Here is a 20,501-nt window from a genome sequence, read left to right on the forward strand (position 1 = left end):
TCCTGTTAGCGGTCCAGCAGGCGCACGTCGGCGATCTCGAAGCGATAGTCGCCCGGCTGCGGGCCGGCGTTGAATCCTAACATGGTGACGGCGGCCGGATCGATGCCTTTCAGCTCGCTGAAGGGAATCGTCACCTCGGTCCATTCCGGCCCTGCCGTGAAGGGCTTCGCGCCCGGCATCTGCACGCCCTGGGCCATGGCGATCATCTGGTAGGTCTTGCCGTCCCCGCGCACCCTGAAGCGCACCATCTTCGCGGCCGCCAGGTTCACCGGCTGCATCGGCTGCGCGCCCGGCATGAAGGCCACCCCGGCCCACGCGAACGGTAATCCTGGCGCCACTGTCGCATCGATCGCGAGCGGCACCTGGCCGTCCGGCAGCGCCGGCTGCGCGGCCAGCTTCACGGTGGATTTGCCGCCGGCGAAGCTGTCGGTCGATGGTCCCCATCCCATCCCGAACGGGCTGGCCAGGCGCTGTTCGCTGAACAGGCTGATGCGCCCGTCTGGTGGCAGCTGCAATGGCTGCGCTCCCTGCGCCGCCCTGGCCACCTGGCGGCGCTGGTCGTCGGCCAGGGCGCGGGCGCTCTCGCCATCCTTCCACACCTCGACGATGCGGCGGGTGGCCAGGATGTCGGCCGCCGGGTTGCCCTCCACCAGCAGCAGGTCGGCCTTGTAGCCCTTGCCGATGCGACCGCGCTGGCCCAGCCTGAACGCCTTGGCCGGCGCGCTGGTGGCGGCGGCCAGGGCTTGCGCCGGGCTCAATCCCGCTTCGACCAGGGCCGCCAGCTCGCGGTGCATGCTGATGCCGTACTGGGTGCCGGGATTGCCGGCATCGGTTCCGGCCAGCACCGGGACGCCCGCCTTCACCAGCGCCGCGGTCACCGCCTTCGGGGCGGCCAGCAGGTCCGGCCTGGCTTCATTGCCGTAGCGCGCCTTCAATGGCGCCTGCGCGTCCTTGTCCAGCAGCGCGGCGAAAGCGGGGTTGGCCAGCAGGTCGTCGCCGCGGTAGGCGGCCATGCTTTCCAGGACGGCAAAGGTCGGGATCACGAAAGCCCCCTTGGCACGGGCCAGGCGCGCCAGTCCTTGCGCATCGGCCGCGCTGCCGCTGAACAGGTGCACCAGGCCGTCGGCGCCCGCCTCCAGCACGGCGCGCGCGTCCCGCTCGTTGCCGATGTGGACCACGGCCAGCTTGCCGCGAAGGTGGGCCGCCGCGATCACCGCGCGCACGGTCGCCAGGTCGAGCGGCTTGTAGCCATGCCCGCCTTCCATCACGATCTTGATGAAGTCCGAGCCCTCGGCGATGCGGGCGTCGACGAAGGCCTGGGCGTCTTCCGGCTTCGTGATGGTGGGGATCGCGATGCCGAACTGGGTGCCGTGTCCGCCCGGCGCGGTCACCAGGGTGCCGGCCGAGAACAGGTCGGCATGGGCGTGCCTGCCGCCTGCCGCCATGTCCTGCCTGGCCTGCTTCATCATGTTCACTTCGGTAAACATGTCGACCTGGGTGGTCACGCCGAACAGCACCGGCAGCTCGTGGAAGCGGAAGGCGTGGGTATGCGCGTCGATCAGGCCCGGCAGCAGCGTGCGTCCGGCGCCCTCCACGATGCGCGCATCGCGCGGCGCCGGACCGCGGAAGTCGGCGTCGACGATCACGCCCTGGTCGAACAGGACCGAGCGGCGCTCGTGCACGCGCTCGCCGTCGAACACGCGCACGTCCTTGACCAGGGTGGGAGCGGCGTTGGCGCAAGCGGCCAGCATCAGGATGGCGGCAGTGGACAGGGTTTTCAGGGCGGTGGGTTGCATGGCTTCCTCGCAGGATGGATGTGAAGCCAGTATGCGAAAACGGCGGTGATGACGGTAGAAGCGGGTGCCAGCAGATTGGCATGACAATTGTCATCCATTCAGCTTTATCCACTATCACCTCCTTCGCGTAGCACTTTTAAAACTACATAGCGATCCTGCGCAATTGCGGAGAGCATGCCATTTTTACCTACAGTCGATTAACATGTTTACCTACAACTATTTAATTGGTTAAAATGAAACATTAAACAACCGGAAATCTCTTATGCTCAGGCTGCTCATCGTTATTGCATTAGCTATTGCTGCGGTTCCTACAGCACAAAGCGCTGTTATAACTTACAACTTCACCGCGACTGTCACTTCAATGTTTGAATATGATGGGACCAGCCAACAAATTCACAACGTAGACGCGAGCAGCATGTCAGGCCGTCAGATGGCAATGGGTAATACAATTCATGGGAAACTAACCTATGACACAAATACAGCGCTGTCGCCGTATTTTCAACCCGAACAGCCGGCGGGCGGCTCCTACTTGGTCTACGGGGGTGCTGGTATGAACGAGCTAGCGCTGATATTTGATCATGACGGTTATCAATTTCAGTCCGATCCTACTTTCCGCAACAGCCATTTTCAAGTCGCGAATAGACCGGCTGGGCAGGGCTTCGATGTTTTCTATATGAGCCTGAGTCGTGGTTGGGACCCTTTGACCTTTGAATCGACCACCGTAAGCCTGATGGACCGCTCAGGCCTCGCGTTCAGTGTGGGAACGATGCCGCGGTCGCTTAACCTCGACGCATTTCATTATGCTAGCATCGACTACGCATGGCTGCGGAGAAGCGACGGTAGTCAGGTGCACGCATCAGCAGCATTTACATCACTGGAACTAGCGTCGACAACGGCTGTACCGGAACCAAGCACTATCCTTCTGATATGGCTAGGGTTATTTGCTATTAATGCCGACCGCAAGTACCGCAAGTCGGCATACTTAGCAAGTTGAACTCCGTGACGGGAACCCACTTAATCTAGGCTGACTTGTACAAGCTAAGTTGTTAGCTTCGTGCGATCAGGTTCCTCAGCGCAGCTGGCCTTTGTTCCATACAAAGGCTATGCTGGGACAGTCGATTGTATTCAGCAGGACGAAATTGAGGCCTGAGCCGCTACTGGATGCCTCTCAGGCAGGCGGCAAACTATCCCACAAATCCCCCGTCGGACTGATGCGCGGCGCCGTGACGCCGAAGTGTTGATACGCCAGCGGCGTGGCGATCCGCCCGCGCGGCGTGCGCTGCAGGTAGCCCTGCTGGATCAGGTAGGGTTCGAGCACGTCCTCGATGGTGTCGGCCGCCTCGCCGATCGCCGCGGCCAGGTTGCCGATGCCGACCGGACCGCCGGCGAACTTGAACAGCACCGCTTCCAGGAGTTTACGGTCCATGACATCGAAGCCGACCGTGTCGACGTCGAGCATCTTGAGCGCGCGGTCGGCCATGTCCACCGTGATCTCGCCGGTGCCCTTCACTTCCGCGTAATCGCGCACGCGGCGCAGCAGGCGGTTGGCGATACGCGGCGTGCCGCGCGCGCGCTTGGCCACCTCGCGCGCACCGTCCTCGTTGATCGGGGCCGCCAGGAGGGCGGCGCTGCGGCTGACGATCCTGGTCAGCTCCTCGACGTTGTAGAACTCGAGGCGCGCGACGATGCCGAAGCGGTCGCGCAGCGGATTGGTCAGCATGCCGGCGCGGGTGGTGGCGCCGACCAGCGTAAACGGCTGCAGGTCGAGCTTCACGGAACGCGCGGCCGGGCCCTCGCCGATCATGATGTCGATCTGGTAGTCCTCCAGCGCCGGGTACAGGATCTCCTCGACCACCGGCGACAAACGGTGGATCTCGTCGATGAACAGCACGTCGTTCGGCTCGAGGTTGGTGAGCAGCGCGGCCAGGTCGCCCGGGCGTTCCAGCACCGGGCCGGAGGTCTGGCGCAGGTTCACGCCCATCTCGCGCGCGATGATGTGGGCCAGCGTGGTCTTGCCCAGGCCCGGAGGGCCGAACAGCAGCGTGTGGTCGAGCGCTTCGCGCCGCTTGCGCGCGGCGGAAATGAAGATTTCGAGCTGGTCGCGGATCTTGGCCTGGCCGACGTATTCGTCCAGCTGCTTGGGCCGCAGGGCGCGCTCGATCGCCTCTTCGTTGGGCGAGGCCGGCGCGGCGTCGATCACGCGCTGCTCGGTGAAGTTGTCGGTCTGGATGCTCATGCTGCTTGTTAACCTCGTTATGCTTTCGACAGGGCCTTGAGGGCGAACTTGATGCCATCGGAGACGCTGCTACCGGCCGGCATGTTCTTGGTCGCCAGCAGCGCTTCCTTGTCGGAGTAGCCAAGCGCGGCCAGCGCATTGAGCACGTCGGCCTGGGCGTCGTCGCGCACCGCGCCGCCGACCACGCCGATGTCGGCGCCGAGCTTGCCCTTCAGTTCCAGTAGCAGGCGCTCGGCGGTCTTCTTGCCGATGCCGGGGATCTTCACCAGGCGGCCTGCTTCCTGCAGTGTGACGGCCTGCGACAGGTCGGCCACCGTCATGCCCGACAGGATGGCCAGCGCCATGCGCGCGCCGATGCCGGTGATCTTGATCAGCTGGCGGAACAGCGCGCGCTCGGAGGCGCTGCCGAAGCCAAACAGCAAGTGCGCATCCTCGCGCACGATCAGGTGGGTAAACAGGACCACTTTCTCGCCCGTGTGCGGCAGGTTGTAGAAGGTGCTCATCGGGACGTCGACTTCATAGCCGACGCCGTTGCAGTCCACCAGCACGTGGGGCGGCGCTTTTTCGAGCAGGGTTCCGGAGAGACGGCCGATCATCGCATGTTCCTGTGTGCGTTCCTATGTTCTTAAACGAGGCGGCTGCGCTTCATGCGCAGCGTGGCGGTCGTGGGCGCCAGCGCGCCGATCATCGACAGCGTATCGATGCTGTGGGCGTGGCAGATCGCCACGCCGAGGGCGTCGGCGGCGTCGGTGCCGGGCAGGCCGGGCAGCTTGAGCAGGCGCGAGACCATGTCCTGCACCTGGGCCTTGGCCGCCTTGCCGGTGCCGACCACGGCCTGCTTGACCTGCACCGCCGTGTATTCGGCCACGTCGAGGTCGGCGCCGACCAGGGCCGTGATGGCCGCGCCGCGCGCCTGGCCCAGCAGCAATGTGGACTGCGGATTGACGTTGACAAAGACCTTTTCGATGGCCGCGCAGGCCGGCTGGTAGGCGGCGACGATTTCGCCCACGCCGTTCAGGATCACCTTCAGGCGCGGCGGCAAGGCGCCCTCGGTACCGGTCTTGATGGTGCCGGAGGCGATGTAGCGCAGCTTGCTGCCGTGTTTTTCAATGACGCCGAAGCCCGTCGTGCGCAGGCCTGGGTCGATGCCGAGAATAATCATTGTGGAATGATATACGGCTGGCGCAGGTTCGTGGGAAAAAATACTGTGCAAAAACACAGTGCGCGCTCAATGTTGCCACGTAGGGTGGGCGGATTTTCCGCCCACGCGTTCGGACGACGTGTGAAAACCGGAGCGCGTCCATTCCAGCGTGCGTCGGACGCGTGGGCAGGAGACCTGCCCACCCTACCGGATCAGTGACGGAAGTGGCGGGTGCCGGTATACAGCATGACCACGCCACGCTCATCGGCCGCATCGATCACTTCCTGGTCGCGCATCGAGCCACCCGGATGGATGACGCAGGTCGCACCCGCATCGACCACCACGTCCAGGCCGTCGCGGAAGGGGAAGAAAGCGTCCGACGCCACCGCCGAGCCACTCAGCGACAGGCCGGCGTTCTGCGCCTTGATCGAAGCGATGCGCGCCGAGTCGATGCGACTCATCTGGCCAGCGCCGACGCCCAGGGTCATGCCATTGGCGCAGAACACGATCGCGTTCGACTTGACGAACTTGGCCACGCGCCAGGCGAACATCAGGTCCTGCAGCTGCTGCTGGGTCGGCTGCTTCTTGCTGACCACGCGCAGTTCGCCAAGGCCCACGTTCTTCGCATCGGGCGCCTGCACCAGCACGCCGCCGCCCACGCGTTTCAGGTCATAGGCGTTCTGGCCCTCGCCCAGCGGGATCTCGAGCAGGCGCACGTTCTGCTTGGCGGCCATGATCTGCAGCGCTTCCTCGGTGAAGCGCGGGGCGATCAACACTTCCACGAACAGCTTCGACAGCGCCTGCGCCGCGCGGCCATCGACCTCGACGTTGAAGGCGATGATGCCCCCGAAAGCCGAGGTCGGATCGGTCTGCAGGGCGCGGGTGTAGGCATCCAGCGCATCGACGCCGATCGCCACGCCGCAGGGATTGGCGTGCTTGACGATCACGCAACCGGCCGGCTGGCCCAGGCCACCGAGCGTCTTGACGCACTCCCAGGCCGCGTCCGCGTCGGCGATGTTGTTGTACGACAGTTCCTTGCCCTGCAGCTGGCGGTAGCTGGCCAGCGCGCCCGGGGTCGCCACCAGGTCGCGGTAGAAGGCGGCGCCCTGGTGCGGGTTCTCGCCATAGCGCATGTCCTGCACCTTTTCAAAGCTCAGGTTCAGGGTCTGCGGATAGCTGGAGCGGGTCGCGTGCTGGCGGTCTTCGCCCAGGCTGGTCAGATAGTTGGTGATCGCGCCGTCGTACTGGGCGGTGTGGGCGAACACTTTCTTGGCCAGGCGGAATTTCGTTTCGTAGCTGACCGGCGCTCCACCCACCGCGTCGGCGTTGCCGACGCCTTTCATTTCGGCCAATACCACGCCGTAGTCGCTTGGATCGACAATCACGACCACGTCGCGGTGGTTCTTGGCCGCCGAGCGCAGCATGGTCGGGCCGCCGATGTCGATGTTCTCGATCGCGTCTTCCAGCGCGCACGCATCCTTGGCGACGGTCTGCTGGAAGGGATACAGGTTGACCACGACCATGTCGATCTGCGGGATGCCATGTTCTTCCAGCTTGGCGACGTGTTCCGGGAGGTCGCGCCGGGCCAGGATGCCGCCGTGGACTTTCGGATGCAGGGTCTTGACCCGGCCGTCCAGCATTTCCGGGAAGCCGGTGTAGTCGGCAACCTCAGTGACTGGCACGCCATTTTCCTGCAGCAGCTTTGCGGTACCGCCGGTGGACAGGATGTTGACGCCAAGCGCCGACAGTGCCTTGGCGAAATCAAGGACGCCGGTTTTGTCGGAAACGGAAATCAGTGCTTGTTTGATCATGGTGAGGCCTGTTGTTGAGAATTCTGGCGCCCCCGGAGGACGGGGCGGGCGCACGGCGACCAGGCCGCGCTCCAGAACACGGCCATGCCATGCAGTGAAGCCTAGAGGAGCCCGTGCTCCTGCAGTTTCTTGCGCAAAGTGTTCCGGTTGATGCCCAGCATCTGCGCCGCGTGCGACTGGTTGCCATCGGCGCGCGTCATGACCACTTCAAGGACCGGCTTTTCCACCGTCAGCACCATCATGTCGTAGATGTTGGTCGGTTTCTGCTCGCCCAGATCGTTGAAATAGTCCTCGAGGCTTTTCTGGACGACTTCCTGGATACTTTCTTTGCTCATGTTCTCTGCTGCTTCATCCTGGTTAATGATTGCTCGCCGCTGGCGCAGCGCGTCCCCGTTTTATTCTGATTCTTGTGCACTGCTTGTTATTACGCCTTCAGGCCGCCATCGCAGGATGGTCGAGATGCGCGCCGGCAGAAGTGGCCGACGATTCGGCCGAAAGCGCGGGCCGGTATTGTAACCGCTCGCCATACTGGTGTTGCGATTTGAAAAACGCGTCGACGGCCGCGAGTTGCTCGGCAGTCGATTCCAACAGATTCATGCGCTGGCGGAATGCTTCGCCGCCCGGCAAGTCCTCGACATACCAGCCGATGTGCTTGCGGGCCGTGCGCACCCCGACGTATTCGCCATAGAAGGCGTAGTGCGCCGGCAGGTGCTCGTTCATCAGGGCCCGTACCTCTTCGACCAGCGGCGCCGGCAAATGCTCGCCCGTGCGCAGGTAATGGTCGATCTCGCGGCAGATCCAGGGACGGCCCTGGGCGGCGCGGCCGATCATCACCGCGTCCGCACCGGTATAGTCGAGCACGAATTTCGCCTTTTCCGGTGTCGTGATGTCGCCGTTGGCCACCACCGGGATACCCACCGCCGCCTTCACCGCGCGGATGGTGTCGTATTCGGCTTCGCCCTTGTAGCCGTCGGCGCGGGTGCGGCCGTGCAGGGTCAGCATCTGGATGCCGGCCTGCTCGGCCATGCGGGCAATGTTCAGGGCGTTCCTGTTTTGCCGGTCCCAGCCGGTGCGGAACTTCAGGGTGACCGGCACATCCACCGCCTCGACCACGGCGTGCAGGATGCGCTCGACCAGGTCTTCGTGCTGCAGCAGGGCCGAACCGCACCAGCTGTTGCACACCTTTTTTACCGGGCAACCCATGTTGATGTCGATGATCTGGGCGCCGCGCTCGACATTGAACCTGGCGCAGTCGGCCAGGTCCTGGGGATCGGCACCGGCGATCTGTACCGCCTTCGGTTCCATTTCGCCGGCGTGGTCGATGCGGCGCGAGGTTTTTTCGCTGGCCCACAGGCGCGGGTTCGAGGCCGCCATCTCGGACACGGCGTAGCCCGCGCCCAGCTGCTTGCACAGCTGGCGGAACGGGCGGTCCGTCACCCCGGCCATGGGAGCGACGAAGACATTGTTACGCAGGATATAAGGACCGATTTGCACAGCGGGCGATCATGGAAGTTTCTCGGGGAACCTATTATTTTACCTTATTCGCTGCTCAAAATAGCGGCAGAATTTTTGGTATTGTTGCGTGTGTGATATTGGCAGGCGGCGGCAGTAGGCGTAGGGGCGGCCGCCGCGCGCACCGGCACGGCAAGCCGCCCGCGTGTTTCACGCGCGCCGCTCAGCCAATATCGTCCAGCACCGCCGGCTGCAGGTGGGCCACTTCGCCCCAGCTCAGCAGGCGCAGCCGGCCCTGCTCCGCCACGAACCGGTTCACGCTCGCGTTCAGCACCTTGAAGTCGCGCGGGGTTTCCAGCGGCAGGCCGAGCGCGGCCCGGTAGGCGCATTCCAGCACCCCGCCATGCGCGACCAGGGCGATGGTCTGGCCCGGGTGCGCCGCCGCATGCGCCATGATCGCGCGCATAGTGCGCCCGAAGAACTGGCGGAAGCTCTCGCCACGGTTGGCACCGAGCGGCAGCGCGGCATCGACGTCGCGCGCCTGCCAGGCGGCGAACTCGAGCGGGAAACGGGAAGCGATCTCGCTGTACAACAAGCCCTCGAAGCCGCCATAGCAGCGCTCGCGCAGGGCGCGATCGATGCCGATGGCGAGGCCGCGCCGGCGCGCGATCGCTTCGGCGGTCTGGCGCGCGCGCAGCAGGTCGCTGGAGACGATGTGGTCGATCGGCTCGGACGCCAGGGCGGCGCCCAGCAGCGCCGCCTGGCGTTCGCCCTCGGCGTTCAGGGCGATGTCGAGGTGCCCCTGCAGCCGCTTGTCGGCGTTCCAGGCGGTTTCGCCATGGCGGATCAGGAGGATGGTGGCAGGCAAGCCTGCCTTGTCATTCAAAAGCATGAAGGTTCGTTCGCCCGAACCTCGGGGCGCTATTTTCTAGATGAGTGTCGCCGCGACGGCGGGATTGAGCGAGTACACGCCGAAGGTGCGTGCCTCGTCGAGGATATGGCCGCGGATCGCCAGGCGCAGTTCGGCGCCGGTGAACCGCCCCACCAGCGGCAGCCGCGGGATGTCGAGCGCATACAGCGTAAACACATAGGTATGCACGCGCTCGTCGTTCCAGGGTGGGCATGGACCGTCATAGCCATAGTATTCGCCGGCCATGGTCGGGTCTTCGGCGAACCAGCCGGTATAGTCGTTCACTCCCTGTCGCAACTGGTGCTCGGTACCGTTCTTGATCGTGAAGGGGACCAGGGGACCGGTCTTGCCGTGCGGCGTGACCATGTCGGAAAACATGCCCTCGGCCAGCGATTCCAGGCAGACCGGGATGTCCACCAGCGACCAGTGGAAGAAATCCACCCGCGGCAGCGCGGCCGGGACCGTCTTGCCTTCCTGGTTGACCTTGTCGCCGACGGAGGGGACATCGGGGTCGTGGCAGATCAGCACCAGCGACTTGGCGCCGTCCGGCACGTCAGCCCAGGCCAGGTGCGGACTACGGTTGCTGGACAGCTTGACGTGGCTGCCGGGATCGATCACGGCAAACGCGCAGGCGGGCGGAATGACCCCGCCCTCGGTGAATGACTCGCTCCAGATTCGCATACGTCCTCCCTGCCCCTTCATCGTATTGACCTTCGTTGACGGCGCGGGTTTCATCGGCCTGCGACGGAAACCGCGACCGGATCAACCTGCAGCCAGAAAGTCACAGGGCCGTCGTTGACAAGTGAAACTTTCATGTCGGCGCCGAATTTGCCGGTTTCGACAATGCCATGACGCCCGCGCGCCTGTCGCACGACATGCTCGAACAGGCGCCGTCCGTCTTCCGGCGCGGCGGCCGGCGAGAACGACGGCCGGGTACCGGACTTCGTGTCGGCCGCCAGCGTGAACTGCGGCACCAGCAGCAGGCCACCGGCCGTGTCGGCGAGACTGCGGTTCATCTTGCCGGCCGCGTCGGGGAACACGCGGTAGCCCAGCAGCTTGGCCAGCAGCGCCTCGGCTTCCCGCTCGGTATCGCCCTTTTCGGCGCACACCAGCACCAGCAGCCCGGCCCCGATCGCGCCGACGGTGTCGCCGTCGACGCGCACGCTGGCCTCGCTGACGCGCTGCAACAGGGCAATCATGCCAGCGTCACGCGCGCGAACTTGCGCTTGCCCACCTGTATGACGAAGCTGCCGGCCGCGACCTGCAAGCCCTTGTCGCCCACCACGGCGCCGTCGATGCGCACGCCGCCCTGGTCGACCATGCGCATGGCTTCCGAGGTCGAGGCGCACAGGCCGGCGGCCTTCAGCAGCTGGGCCACGCCCAGCGGCGCGCCGGACAGGCTGACTTCCGGCACGTCGTCCGGAATGCCGCCCTTCGCGCGGTTGACGAAGTCGGCCAGCGCATCCTCGGCGGCTTGCGCCGAATGGAAGCGCGCGACGATTTCCTTGCCCAGTGCAACTTTCGCATCGCGCGGATTGGCGCCGCCGGCCACTTCCGCCTTGACCTGCGCGATCTCGCCGATCGATCGGAAGGACAGCAGGTCGTAGTACTTCCACATCATCTCGTCCGAGATGCTCATCAGCTTGGCGAACATGGTGTTCGGCGCTTCCGTGATGCCAATATAGTTGTTCTTCGACTTGGACATCTTCTCGACGCCATCCAGGCCTTCGAGCAGGGGCATGGTCAGGATACACTGCTGCTCCTGGCCATAATCCTTTTGCAGCTCGCGGCCGACCAGCAGGTTGAATTTTTGATCCGTTCCACCCAGCTCAAGGTCCGCGTGCAGGGCGACGGAATCATAGCCTTGCATGAGCGGATACAGGAACTCATGGACCGCAATCGGGGTCCCACTCTTGTAGCGCTTGGTGAAGTCGTCGCGTTCCATCATCCGGGCCACGGTATAGCGCGAGGCCAGCTGGATCAAGCCGCGCGCGCCCAGCGGGTCGCACCATTCGGAGTTGTAGCGGATTTCCGTGCGCGCGGCATCCAGCACCAGCGATGCTTGGCGGAAATACGTCATGGCATTTTCCTCGACCTGCTCGCGGGTCAGCGGCGGGCGGGTGGCATTGCGGCCCGACGGGTCGCCAATCATCGAGGTGAAGTCGCCGATCAGGAAAATCACCTGGTGACCCAGGTCTTGTAGCTGGCGCATCTTGTTCAGCACCACGGTGTGGCCAAGGTGCAGGTCGGGCGCGGTCGGGTCCAGGCCCAGCTTGATGCGCAGCGGCTTGCCGCTCTGTTCGGAACGGGCCAGTTTCTGGGCGAATTCGCTTTCGATCAGCAGTTCATCGACACCGCGCTTGGCGATGGCCAGTGCTTCCTGCACCTTGTCGGTCAATGGCATAGGGGCGGAAGACGTCACCGGGGCGCCCTTACCGGACGAGGCAATGGAAGTCATAAATTCGTGTAGGAAATAAGCTAAAACGGTTGTAGGACCAGATCTTTTGGTATAATTCACGATCGTTTTTATGTTTCCTGCAGAAAACTTTGCAGACACATAAAAGATTCGGTCGTGGAAGTTCAGCCGCAAATTTTAACTGATTGCATGAACCCTATACAGAAAATCACCCGTCAAAGCCTGCTCCAGCTGGTGCCGCGGACCCGCAAGGCGCGTATCCTCAGCGCCGGCGCCGCGCTCCTGAGCGTGTGCGCCTTCGGTGCCGTCGCAGTGGCCCCGATCGCTCCCGACGTGGCGGATATGCCGGTCAGGTCGATCGAGCAATCCCTGGAACTGCCGAACCTGGCAGACCAGATCGCCGCCCTCCAGCAAGACGAGCAGCAATTCATCCGTGAAGAGCGTATCCGCCCCGGCGATTCGCTCGGTTCCCTGTTCACCCGCCTTGGCGTCGATGACGCCGATGCCCAGAAATTCGTCCGTACCAACAAGACCGCCCGCCGCCTGCTGTCGCTCAAGACCGGCAAGCGCATCCAGGCCGAGACCGATGAGAATGGCCTGCTGCTGTCGCTGCGCGCCGTGATCGCCGACGGCAAGGCTGGCGAAGCGCGCCAGGTGGAAGTCGAACGCCAGGGCGACCGCTTCGTCGCCACCGATGCGCCAGCCAAGCTGGAACGCCGCGTCGAGATGCGTTCGCGCGTCATCGCCAGCTCGCTGTACTCGGCCACCGACTCGAATGTCGATGGCGGCAGCATGCCGGACTCGGTGGTCAGCCAGATGATCGAGATGTTCTCGACCAACATCGACTTCCGTTCCGACATCAAGCGCGGCGACAGGTTCAATGTGGTGTACGAGACCTTCTGGCTCGATGGCGAACTGGTCAAGACCGGCCGCATCCTGGCAGGCGAGTTCGTCAACCGTGGCGTCGCCTACCAGTCGGTCTGGTACGAAGACCCGGTCACCAAGCAGGGCGGCTACTACAGCCTGGACGGCAAGGCGCTGAAGAAGGCCTTCCTCAAGTCCCCGCTGGAATTCTCGCGCATCTCTTCCGGCTTCTCGATGCGCGTGCATCCGCTATCGGGCAAGTGGAAGGCGCACAAGGGCGTCGACTACGCCGCCGCGCAAGGCACCCCGATCCGCGCTTCGGCCGACGGCACCGTCGACTTCGCCGGCAACAGCGGCGGCTACGGCAACCAGGTCGTCCTCAAGCACTGGTCGAGCTACAGCACCGCCTACGCCCACATGAGCCGCATCGCGCCGGGCATGCGCAAGGGCGCCAAGGTCAGCCAGGGACAAGTGATCGGCTACGTCGGCTCGACCGGCTGGTCGACCGGCCCGCACCTGCACTACGAGTTCCGCGTAGCCGGCCAGGCCCAGGATCCGGGCAAGCTGAAGTCGCTGGTCCAGCAGCCGCTGAACCAGGCCGAAGCGGCCCGTTTCCGCATGGCCGCCGCCGACATGAAGCACCGCTTCTCGCTGCTCGCACCGAGCGGCAATGCGATGGCTGCCCACTAAGCGCTTTCGCTTCATTCAACGCCCCGCCGCATCGAGCATGCCGCGGGGCGTTTTGTTAAGGGGTCGATAAGCCCTTCCATGCAATAGCAATTATTTTGCTATTGCATGGAATTTTTGTTACTTGGCATTGTCCTTCAATGCTAGAGTAAGAAAAGACCAACACTATTGGAGGCTTACCGTGCTCAGGCTCATCGGCATCATCCTGCTCGTTCTCATCGGCGCACCATCCCATGCCCAGCAGGCTTTTCCCTTCCATGACAAGCCGGGCAGCTTCGCGGTGGGCTTCCGCGTGCTCGGGCAGGTGGATCCGAGTCGCAGCTATCCTGCGGGCGCGCCGGCCGGTGCACGCAAGCCACGCCCGATCCAGACCGCCATCTGGTATCCGGCGGTCAAAGGCGGGCAGGCGATGCGCTATGACGATTATCTCCAGTTGCTGGGCTGGGACGACGATTTCGACCGCTCCCCTGCCGAGCGGGACAAGGTGCTCGCGGAATGGCTGAGGATCGTCACCGAAGGTCGATCCACTGAACAGATCGCTGCGGAGCGCAGGCACGTGCGCTGGGCCGTGCGCGAGGCGAAGGCGCTGCCGGGCAAGTACCCGGTAGTGATCTATTCGCCTAGCCTGAGCAGCAATGTGTTCGAGAATGCCGAGATGATGGAACTCCTGGCCAGCCACGGCTATGTCGTGATTGCCAGCCCGGCACTGGGCGTGGACGGGCGCTGGCAGAAGGACGACCTGGCACATGCCGAGACCCAGGCGGCCGACATCCGTTTCCTGGTCGGCTATGCCCAGTCGCTGCCCCAGGCCGACACCAGCCGCCTGGCGGTCGCCGGCTTTTCCTGGGGCGGCATGGCCAATGTGCTGGCCGCGGCCCAGGACGAGCGCATCAAGGCTTTGGTCTGCCTGGACGGCACGGTGCGCTACCGCCATGCCATGCTGGAGAAAGTACCCTACCTGAAGCCGGCGCAGCTGCGCACACCCCTGCTTTACCTGGCCCAGCGCCCGCCGCCCTTCGAGCGCGGCCTGAAGCACAAGCCTGACCACTCCGGCAGCATCCTGCAGAAGATGACGGGCGCCGACGTCTACCTGCTGACGATGTACGCGATGGAACACGTGTATTTCGGCAGCAGCTACCTGCGCCTCGATCCGCTCGACTTCGGCGATTACACCCGTGATGAAGTGGCCCAATCCTATGCGCAGAGTGCGCGCTATGTCCTTCACTTCCTGAACGGCGCCCTGAAGGGCGACCGGGAAGGCTTCGCCTATCTGATGCAGAAGCCCGAACAGCTCGGCATGCCCCGGCACAGCGTCCACAGCCAGTTTTTCGCGGCGCGTCCATGGTTGCCTCCGTGAGCGGATGGGCAAATCCACCGATCCTCGCAGCGCCCCGCCGCTTTCCCTTTCGGGCTCGACCGTTTAGACTGCATGACCGGTCAGCCTTGACCTCAGCTGAGCCAAGCTGCCAATTCAATGTGAGAAGAACATGAGCGAGACCTCTTCCCTGATCATCGGCCTGATGTCCGGCACCAGCCTGGACGGCGTGGACGGCGTGCTGGCCGATTTCGAGGGCGGCGCCATCCGCAGCGTCGCCGCCGCGTTCACGCCCTTCCCGGCCGCCCTGCGCAGCGAACTGATGGCGCTGCAGGCCGCGAGCGAGAATGAACTCGAGCGCGAAGCGCTGGCCGCCAACGGCCTGGCCCTGTGCTACGCCGATTGCGTGCGCCAGCTGCTGCCGGCGGCCGGCGGCCCGGTGGCGGCGGTAGCCGTGCATGGCCAGACCATCCGCCACCGTCCAGAACTGGGTTTCACCCGCCAGACCAACAACCCCGCCCTGCTGGCCGAACTGAGCGGAATCGACGTGATCGCCGACTTCCGCAGCCGCGACATCGCCGCCGGCGGCCAGGGCGCGCCGCTGGTGCCGGCCTTCCACGCGGCCGCCTTCGGCAAGCCGGGGCTGGCGCGGGTGGTGGTCAACATCGGCGGGATCGGCAACATCAGCATCCTGCATGGCGACGGCCGCGTCAGCGGTTTCGATACGGGCCCGGGCAATGTCTTGATGGACTTGTGGATCGGCCGTCACCTGGGCAAAGCCTATGACGAGGATGGCGCCTGGGCCGCCAGCGGCACCGTGCACCAGCCCTTGCTGCAGGCATTGCTGGACGAGCCGTATTTCCGCCAGCCCGCCCCCAAGAGCACCGGCCGCGACCTGTTCCACGATGGATGGCTGGATGCAAAGCTGCAGGGCTTCGCCGCCCTGCCGCCCCAGGACGTGATGGCGACCCTGACACGCCTGACGGCGGTGACGATCGCCGACGCCATCCGTGCCGCGCATGCGGGAATCGACGCCGTCCATGTCTGCGGCGGCGGCGCCTACAATGCGACCCTGCTGCGCGAACTCGGCGCGGCGCTCGATGGCGCCAGCGTGGCATCGACCGCAGCGCTCGGCATCGCACCGAACCGGGTCGAGGCGCTCGCCTTCGCCTGGCTCGGCCATCGCTTCCTGCAACGCCAGCCAGGCAACCTGCCGGCCGTTACCGGAGCGCGCGGCCCACGCATCCTCGGGGCCCTGTATCCAGCCTAAGTGGCGAAAACAGATGTGCAAAAGCAAGGGCCCGGCGAAACCGGGCCCTTGCATGGAAACGGCCCGGACGCACCGGGCCGTTGACTGCCCGGCGTACCGGGCTGCCTGGGGGGATGACTACCGAACAGCGAACATCACGCGGAGAACGACGAACCGCAGCCGCAAGTCGACTGGGCGTTCGGGTTCTTGATCACGAACTGGGCGCCTTCGAGGTCGTCCTTGTAGTCGATCTCGGCGCCGACCAGGTACTGGTAGCTCATCGAATCGATCAGCAGCTGGACGCCGTTCTTTTCCATCGTGGTGTCGTCTTCGTTGACGATTTCGTCAAAGGTAAAGCCGTACTGGAAGCCGGAGCAACCGCCACCCTGCACGAAGACGCGCAGCTTGAGGTCGGGATTGCCCTCTTCCTCGATCAGCTGGGCAACTTTCTCTGCGGCGCTGTCGGTGAAGTTGATCGGGACAGGGATCGTGTCGTGCTCTTGCACTTCGGCGACTGCGGTCATGAATTACTCCTGGTGAAATACGTGAATTACGCTATAGCGGCCATTATAGACCCTTGGCGGAACTCATGCTGCCGGCCGGATGCCCCGGCGCGTGCGGCGTCGGATGGATGAGACACCGGGGCGGGCGTCCTGCCGCCTGCGCGTGATGATCCCATGATGCGGCCGGTCGGCCGCAATTCAAGGCGTCGCCTGCGTTGCCGCGCAGGTGACATCAGGGCAGGAGCGCGATCTGCTTCAGGCCGGTCGCTTCGTCGAGGCCAAACATCAGGTTCATGCACTGCACGGCCTGGCCCGATGCGCCCTTGACCAGGTTGTCCTGCACCACCAGGATCACCACCGTATCGCCGCCTTCCGGACGGTGCAACGCCAGGCGCAGCATGTTCGAGCCGCGCGTCGAGCGGGTTTCCGGATGCGAGCCGAACGGCATCACGTCGACGAACTGGCTGTCCTTGTAAGTCTCCTCGAACAGGGCCTGCAGGGCCGCGTCGTCGATCTCCTTCGTCAGGCGCGCGTACAGGGTCGCGTGCATGCCGCGGATCATCGGCACCAGGTGCGGGGTGAAGATCAGGCCGACCTTCTGCTCCGTGTAGCGCGCCAGCTGGGCCGCCGTTTCCGGGGTGTGACGGTGGCCATGCACGCCATAGGCCTTGAAGTTGTCGCTCGATTCCGAGAACAGGGTGCCGATCTCGGCCTTGCGGCCGGCGCCCGAGACCCCCGACTTGCAGTCGGCGATCAGGTGCGAGGCGTCGATCAGGCCGGCCTTGAGCAGCGGCACGAAGCCGAGCTGCATGGTGGTCGGGTAGCAGCCCGGATTGGCGATCAGGCGCGCTTTGGCGATATCCTCGCGGTTCAGTTCCGGCAGGCCGTAGACGGCTTCCGCGATCAGTTCCGGCGCCGTGTGCGGGATCTTGTACCACTTTTCGAAGGTGGCCTGGTCCTTCAGGCGGAAATCGGCCGCCAGGTCGATCACCTTGACGCCGGCCGCCAGCAGCGCCGGGGCCTGGGCCATGGCGACGCCGTGCGGGGTGGCGAAGAACACCACGTCGCACTGGCTCAGGTCGGCCTTGTCCGGACTCGAGAAGGCCAGGTCGACGACCCCGCGCAGCGAGGGGAACATGTCGGCCACCGGCAGGCCGTCTTCCTTGCGCGAAGTGATCGCGGTCAGCTGCACGTCGGGATGCACGGCCAACAGCCGCAGCAATTCCACGCCCGTGTATCCGGTTCCGCCAACGATGCCAACTTTGATCATGTCTGTTCCTTCGATAAGGGTAATGAGGTTCCTTCGGCATATCCTCCGGGACGAGGCTGCAATTTTAACAGCCTTGCGCCGGGTGGGCTGCGCAGCGCCCGGCCCGGTCGCCAGCCCAGACACTATAATTTCCTGAAGAAAATGATCACACGAGGAGCGTGACGATGCTATCGATCGGTGAACTGGCAAAACAGAGCGGCGCCAGCGTGCGTGCACTACGCCACTATGAACAGTCCGGCCTGCTGGCGTCGCAGCGGGGCGAAAACGGTTACCGGCGCTTCGCGCCCTCGGCGGTCGGCTTCGTCGAGCGCATCCGCACCCTGCTGCGCAACGGCTTCACGCTGGAAGAGATCCGGCCGGTGGTATCGATGCTTGGACCACAGCCGGCCGACCTGCGCAGCATTTGCCCGGAAGTGATTGCCCTCTATCACAGCAAGCTGGATGAACTCGACGGGCGCATCGAAGCGCTGCAGCAAATCCGCGCAAGCGCCGCCGCGCGCCTGGCCTTCCTCGAGGAACAGCGCCGCGATGGCGGGCCAGACTAGCTGCCCGGGCGGTCGAGGGCGGCCGGGATCGGGTGCGCGGCGGTTTCCGCATCCCAGGTAATCGACAGCAAGCACCAGCGCGTGCCGTCGTGCAGCATTTGCAGGCTGTTGACACCGCGCACCCGCACCGGACCGTCTGGCCGGTCGCGCGTTTCATAGCTGCTGTAGACGTGGGCAATGTGGCCGAAGCGGTGCACCTGCTGCGCGACCTCGCGCTCGAAGAAGCCGCGCTGGCCGAGCAGGCGCTCGTTCAGGGCGGCGAACTGGCGCGGCGTTTGCGGCGCGGCCAGGAAACCGTCCGCTTGATGGCTGGTGGGTGTCACCAGCGCGCCCGGCGCGAACAGCCGGTACATCCGTTCCCAGTCCTTCTTGGCGCCGGCCGGTCCGGACACGATGTCGTACAGTGCCTGCACCACGTCCTGCGGCGAGCGGCCGTCGGCCAGGTCCTGCACCGGGCCGCAGGCGGGGCTGACGCCGAGTGGATTGTCCTGGGCCTGGACGGGCAAGGCGAGCGCAAGCAGGATGGATGCGGCGGCGCGGGTCGGATAGCGGAGCATGATGTTTCCTTTTCAAAAAGCGCGATACGCGCGGAAACAGCATGCTCGGGGCTGACGCTAGCGGCAGGGTCAAGCATATTTGCATGCAAATATTCCCTGGATATCGCGCCGCCCAGGCGCGCATCCCGGCTCAGTCCTTCGACTCCGGCGTGATGGACTTGCTGACCTTGCCCTGCTCGTCGAGCATCTGGATTTCCGCCTTGCCATCGGCAGAGACCATCAGCATCATGCGCGTGCGTCCCTTGGCATCCTTCAGCTGCAGGGTCGAGTTCTTGCTGCCAGTGTTGCCAAGCCAGATACGGTTCTGGCTCAGGCGGCCTTCCTCCGCCAGCTTTTTCCAGTAAGCGCGCTGCTCCGCCTCGGGAAGCTTGCCCGCTTCCGCCCCAAAACGCGTCATGTCCGCCATCGAGGTAAGCGAATAATGCGGCACATCGTTGATGCGGATCGCCGTCATCTGGTGGCTCGCGCCGTCGGTGCTGATCAATTGCAGGGCCTGGTCCTGGCGGAAGCGGTCGAAGGAGAGCGCGAGCCCGGCGTCGATCTTGCCGTCGGCGCCGATGCTCCCCTTCTGGATCAGCCCGCCGTTCTCCGTACCTTCCTCGTTGATGAATAACATGCCTGCAAAACTGTTCCGGTCGGGACGCGGGCGCTCCTTGCCCTGCTGGAAGTCGCCCGGAAACTGGGCCTTGTTGGAAATGATGATGCGCCTCGTGCCGTCCGGCTCGACGATGTTGATGCGCCCGACGGTGATTTCGTCGAAGCTGGCGCGGCGTGCCGGATCGCTGGCGCCACTCAAGGTCGTGATGGCGGCGAGAAGCGCGGCCATGGTGGTGGCGCCGGCGAAGAAGGTGCGGATGTGCGACATGGGGTCTCCTTGTTAGTTATTTTGCAAGTTTCGTTTTGAGGCGGCGCAGGCGCCACTCGATGAACAGGCCCACAAAGCCGCAGGCAAACACGATCGCGCCCAGGTATTGCAGGATGCGGTTGCCCGGGAGCTTGACGTGGGTGGTGTCGGCCAGTTCGAAGCGGCGCCGGCCGTTTTCCACTGCTTCGTAATAGCCGGTGCCGCGGTTTTCCGGCGACTCCACCGTGAGCGGCTGCAGCCGGCGCTCGTAGAAGTCCGCCAGCGCCTTCGTCATCTCCTCGTAGGTAATGAGCTTGGCCTGCATCCTGAGCTCCAGGATCTGGCGCTGGTCGCGAAACACGTTCTCGGCCTCGCCGGGCCGGATCACGCCCTGCGACGTGTATTTATAGAGCTTGTTCGGGAAGAAGATACCGTCGTTCGCCGCCAGCATCATGGCGAAGCCGAGCATCCATGCGGCCGCCGAGCCGAACAGCCAGCGCTTCGTATGCTGCACTTGCTGCATCACAGCCTGCGCCTTGAACTGTGTGACCGAGGGTATGTGGCGCAGGGTCGTGTCGATCACCTCGCGGTCGACTTCCTGCAGGAAGGTCGCGGCATCCATCCCGAGGGCGGACACGATGGTATCGAACATCTCGGCCGAGGGCACCGACTTGTCGTTTTCCAGCTTCGACAGGTAGGACTGCTCGATCCCCGCCATCTCCGCGAACTGCGGCTGGGTCAAGCCTTTGCCGGTCCTGATCTGCTTGAGTCTTTCACCAAAATTCATAGCGACCTTTCCTGAACGTCAATGGAATGGCCGTATTCTTGGCGATTCATGCAAGACTTGGAAGATGAATATTCGCGAATAACGATGAATCTGGCAAGTCAGGACGCATGGAAGCACC

At 64.3% G+C, this 20,501-nt stretch carries 21 protein-coding genes; 5 read left to right on the top strand and 16 right to left on the bottom strand.

The features are described from left to right. Positions 1–5 precede the first annotated feature (5 nt). A complete protein-coding gene (locus tag LCI23_RS09570; protein ID WP_224946229.1) occupies positions 6–1,796 on the bottom strand; it encodes a CIA30 family protein in 1,791 nt (596 codons plus the stop codon). Between the two features lie 262 nt (positions 1,797–2,058). Between LCI23_RS09570 and LCI23_RS09575 the strand changes: the two genes are divergently transcribed. Continuing rightward, positions 2,059–2,790, top strand: a complete 732-nt coding sequence (locus LCI23_RS09575; RefSeq protein WP_224946230.1) for a PEP-CTERM sorting domain-containing protein — start codon at positions 2,059–2,061, stop codon at positions 2,788–2,790. Between the two features lie 174 nt (positions 2,791–2,964). On the opposite strand, the gene ruvB is transcribed toward LCI23_RS09575, so the two are convergent. The 10 genes from ruvB to tyrS all read right to left on the bottom strand — a co-directional run bounded on the left by ruvB (position 2,965) and on the right by tyrS (position 11,804). Continuing rightward, the gene (gene ruvB / locus LCI23_RS09580; protein ID WP_224946231.1) at positions 2,965–4,032 is read right to left on the bottom strand and encodes a Holliday junction branch migration DNA helicase RuvB; all 1,068 of its coding nucleotides are present in this window, start codon (positions 4,030–4,032) and stop codon (positions 2,965–2,967) included. Between the two features lie 17 nt (positions 4,033–4,049). Next, the gene (ruvA, locus tag LCI23_RS09585; protein ID WP_224946232.1) at positions 4,050–4,628 is read right to left on the bottom strand and encodes a Holliday junction branch migration protein RuvA; all 579 of its coding nucleotides are present in this window, start codon (positions 4,626–4,628) and stop codon (positions 4,050–4,052) included. A 29-nt stretch (positions 4,629–4,657) separates the two neighbouring features. Continuing rightward, positions 4,658–5,194, bottom strand: coding sequence for a crossover junction endodeoxyribonuclease RuvC (ruvC, locus tag LCI23_RS09590; protein WP_224946233.1), 537 nt, complete (start codon positions 5,192–5,194; stop codon positions 4,658–4,660). A gap of 191 nt (positions 5,195–5,385) precedes the next feature. Continuing rightward, positions 5,386–6,984 carry a bifunctional phosphoribosylaminoimidazolecarboxamide formyltransferase/IMP cyclohydrolase gene (gene purH, locus LCI23_RS09595; protein WP_224946234.1) on the bottom strand — a complete coding sequence of 533 codons (1,599 nt, stop codon included), beginning with the start codon at positions 6,982–6,984 and terminating at the stop codon, positions 5,386–5,388. Positions 6,985–7,085: 101 nt separating this feature from the next. Beyond that, the gene (locus tag LCI23_RS09600) at positions 7,086–7,319 is read right to left on the bottom strand and encodes a helix-turn-helix domain-containing protein (RefSeq protein WP_027865797.1); all 234 of its coding nucleotides are present in this window, start codon (positions 7,317–7,319) and stop codon (positions 7,086–7,088) included. A gap of 97 nt (positions 7,320–7,416) precedes the next feature. After that, complete coding sequence (gene dusB, locus LCI23_RS09605; protein WP_235584393.1) at positions 7,417–8,430, bottom strand: tRNA dihydrouridine synthase DusB; 1,014 nt, start codon at positions 8,428–8,430, stop codon at positions 7,417–7,419. A gap of 229 nt (positions 8,431–8,659) precedes the next feature. Continuing rightward, positions 8,660–9,328: a histidine phosphatase family protein gene (locus LCI23_RS09610; RefSeq protein WP_224946236.1), complete on the bottom strand. Its 669-nt coding sequence runs from the start codon at positions 9,326–9,328 to the stop codon at positions 8,660–8,662. A 36-nt stretch (positions 9,329–9,364) separates the two neighbouring features. Continuing rightward, positions 9,365–10,027 carry a YbhB/YbcL family Raf kinase inhibitor-like protein gene (locus tag LCI23_RS09615; RefSeq protein ID WP_224946237.1) on the bottom strand — a complete coding sequence of 221 codons (663 nt, stop codon included), beginning with the start codon at positions 10,025–10,027 and terminating at the stop codon, positions 9,365–9,367. Positions 10,028–10,077: 50 nt separating this feature from the next. After that, a complete protein-coding gene (gene dtd / locus LCI23_RS09620; protein WP_224946238.1) occupies positions 10,078–10,545 on the bottom strand; it encodes a D-aminoacyl-tRNA deacylase in 468 nt (155 codons plus the stop codon). Then, positions 10,542–11,804, bottom strand: coding sequence for a tyrosine--tRNA ligase (gene tyrS, locus LCI23_RS09625; RefSeq protein WP_224946239.1), 1,263 nt, complete (start codon positions 11,802–11,804; stop codon positions 10,542–10,544). The genes dtd and tyrS overlap by 4 nt, the downstream gene beginning before the upstream one ends. A gap of 147 nt (positions 11,805–11,951) precedes the next feature. Here tyrS and LCI23_RS09630 point away from each other — a divergent pair, with 147 nt between their 5' ends. From LCI23_RS09630 to LCI23_RS09640, 3 genes are all read left to right on the top strand, one after another. Further along, entirely contained in the window at positions 11,952–13,316 is a 1,365-nt protein-coding gene (locus LCI23_RS09630) for a peptidoglycan DD-metalloendopeptidase family protein (RefSeq protein WP_224946240.1), read from the top strand. A gap of 178 nt (positions 13,317–13,494) precedes the next feature. After that, positions 13,495–14,670, top strand: a complete 1,176-nt coding sequence (locus tag LCI23_RS09635) for a dienelactone hydrolase family protein (RefSeq protein WP_224946241.1) — start codon at positions 13,495–13,497, stop codon at positions 14,668–14,670. A gap of 130 nt (positions 14,671–14,800) precedes the next feature. Continuing rightward, the gene (locus LCI23_RS09640) at positions 14,801–15,898 is read left to right on the top strand and encodes an anhydro-N-acetylmuramic acid kinase (RefSeq protein WP_224946242.1); all 1,098 of its coding nucleotides are present in this window, start codon (positions 14,801–14,803) and stop codon (positions 15,896–15,898) included. 134 nt (positions 15,899–16,032) lie between these two features. Here LCI23_RS09640 and erpA read toward each other — a convergent pair whose 3' ends face one another. Both erpA and argC read right to left on the bottom strand, forming a co-directional pair. Then, positions 16,033–16,401 carry an iron-sulfur cluster insertion protein ErpA gene (erpA, locus tag LCI23_RS09645; RefSeq protein ID WP_224946243.1) on the bottom strand — a complete coding sequence of 123 codons (369 nt, stop codon included), beginning with the start codon at positions 16,399–16,401 and terminating at the stop codon, positions 16,033–16,035. A 211-nt stretch (positions 16,402–16,612) separates the two neighbouring features. Beyond that, positions 16,613–17,650, bottom strand: a complete 1,038-nt coding sequence (gene argC / locus LCI23_RS09650; RefSeq protein WP_224946244.1) for an N-acetyl-gamma-glutamyl-phosphate reductase — start codon at positions 17,648–17,650, stop codon at positions 16,613–16,615. A 164-nt stretch (positions 17,651–17,814) separates the two neighbouring features. On the opposite strand from argC, the gene LCI23_RS09655 reads away from it, so the two are divergent. Further along, a complete protein-coding gene (locus tag LCI23_RS09655) occupies positions 17,815–18,195 on the top strand; it encodes a MerR family transcriptional regulator (RefSeq protein ID WP_224946245.1) in 381 nt (126 codons plus the stop codon). Here the strand turns inward: LCI23_RS09655 and LCI23_RS09660 are convergent. The 3 genes from LCI23_RS09660 to LCI23_RS09670 form a co-directional block, all read right to left on the bottom strand. Beyond that, positions 18,192–18,752: a hypothetical protein gene (locus LCI23_RS09660; protein WP_224946246.1), complete on the bottom strand. Its 561-nt coding sequence runs from the start codon at positions 18,750–18,752 to the stop codon at positions 18,192–18,194. The two genes, LCI23_RS09655 and LCI23_RS09660, sit on opposite strands and share 4 nt — an antisense overlap. Positions 18,753–18,882: 130 nt before the next feature. Further along, the gene (locus LCI23_RS09665; protein WP_224946247.1) at positions 18,883–19,617 is read right to left on the bottom strand and encodes a hypothetical protein; all 735 of its coding nucleotides are present in this window, start codon (positions 19,615–19,617) and stop codon (positions 18,883–18,885) included. Between the two features lie 16 nt (positions 19,618–19,633). Continuing rightward, the gene (locus LCI23_RS09670; RefSeq protein ID WP_224946248.1) at positions 19,634–20,383 is read right to left on the bottom strand and encodes a helix-turn-helix domain-containing protein; all 750 of its coding nucleotides are present in this window, start codon (positions 20,381–20,383) and stop codon (positions 19,634–19,636) included. Positions 20,384–20,501: the final 118 nt, after the last annotated feature.

Origin of the sequence: Massilia sp. MS-15 (genome assembly GCF_020176695.1) — a bacterium.
Taxonomy (GTDB): Bacteria; Pseudomonadota; Gammaproteobacteria; order Burkholderiales; family Burkholderiaceae_D; genus Telluria; species Telluria hydrophila.

What these genes read in the sequence shown, in the direction of transcription:
- dtd (WP_224946238.1), bottom strand. Translation starts at nt 10,545, where the DNA reads ATGATTGCCCTGTTGCAGCGCGTCAGCGAGGCCAGCGTGCGCGTCGAC.
- LCI23_RS09600 (WP_027865797.1), bottom strand. Translation starts at nt 7,319, where the DNA reads ATGAGCAAAGAAAGTATCCAGGAAGTCGTCCAGAAAAGCCTCGAGGAC.
- LCI23_RS09570 (WP_224946229.1), bottom strand. Translation starts at nt 1,796, where the DNA reads ATGCAACCCACCGCCCTGAAAACCCTGTCCACTGCCGCCATCCTGATG.
- ruvA (WP_224946232.1), bottom strand. Translation starts at nt 4,628, where the DNA reads ATGATCGGCCGTCTCTCCGGAACCCTGCTCGAAAAAGCGCCGCCCCAC.
- LCI23_RS09655 (WP_224946245.1), top strand. Translation starts at nt 17,815, where the DNA reads ATGCTATCGATCGGTGAACTGGCAAAACAGAGCGGCGCCAGCGTGCGT.
- LCI23_RS09665 (WP_224946247.1), bottom strand. Translation starts at nt 19,617, where the DNA reads ATGTCGCACATCCGCACCTTCTTCGCCGGCGCCACCACCATGGCCGCG.
- erpA (WP_224946243.1), bottom strand. Translation starts at nt 16,401, where the DNA reads ATGACCGCAGTCGCCGAAGTGCAAGAGCACGACACGATCCCTGTCCCG.
- LCI23_RS09630 (WP_224946240.1), top strand. Translation starts at nt 11,952, where the DNA reads ATGAACCCTATACAGAAAATCACCCGTCAAAGCCTGCTCCAGCTGGTG.
- LCI23_RS09615 (WP_224946237.1), bottom strand. Translation starts at nt 10,027, where the DNA reads ATGCGAATCTGGAGCGAGTCATTCACCGAGGGCGGGGTCATTCCGCCC.
- ruvC (WP_224946233.1), bottom strand. Translation starts at nt 5,194, where the DNA reads ATGATTATTCTCGGCATCGACCCAGGCCTGCGCACGACGGGCTTCGGC.
- dusB (WP_235584393.1), bottom strand. Translation starts at nt 8,430, where the DNA reads ATGGCCGGGGTGACGGACCGCCCGTTCCGCCAGCTGTGCAAGCAGCTG.
- purH (WP_224946234.1), bottom strand. Translation starts at nt 6,984, where the DNA reads ATGATCAAACAAGCACTGATTTCCGTTTCCGACAAAACCGGCGTCCTT.
- LCI23_RS09610 (WP_224946236.1), bottom strand. Translation starts at nt 9,328, where the DNA reads ATGCTTTTGAATGACAAGGCAGGCTTGCCTGCCACCATCCTCCTGATC.
- LCI23_RS09670 (WP_224946248.1), bottom strand. Translation starts at nt 20,383, where the DNA reads ATGAATTTTGGTGAAAGACTCAAGCAGATCAGGACCGGCAAAGGCTTG.
- LCI23_RS09575 (WP_224946230.1), top strand. Translation starts at nt 2,059, where the DNA reads ATGCTCAGGCTGCTCATCGTTATTGCATTAGCTATTGCTGCGGTTCCT.
- ruvB (WP_224946231.1), bottom strand. Translation starts at nt 4,032, where the DNA reads ATGAGCATCCAGACCGACAACTTCACCGAGCAGCGCGTGATCGACGCC.
- LCI23_RS09640 (WP_224946242.1), top strand. Translation starts at nt 14,801, where the DNA reads ATGAGCGAGACCTCTTCCCTGATCATCGGCCTGATGTCCGGCACCAGC.
- argC (WP_224946244.1), bottom strand. Translation starts at nt 17,650, where the DNA reads ATGATCAAAGTTGGCATCGTTGGCGGAACCGGATACACGGGCGTGGAA.
- tyrS (WP_224946239.1), bottom strand. Translation starts at nt 11,804, where the DNA reads ATGACTTCCATTGCCTCGTCCGGTAAGGGCGCCCCGGTGACGTCTTCC.
- LCI23_RS09660 (WP_224946246.1), bottom strand. Translation starts at nt 18,752, where the DNA reads ATGCTCCGCTATCCGACCCGCGCCGCCGCATCCATCCTGCTTGCGCTC.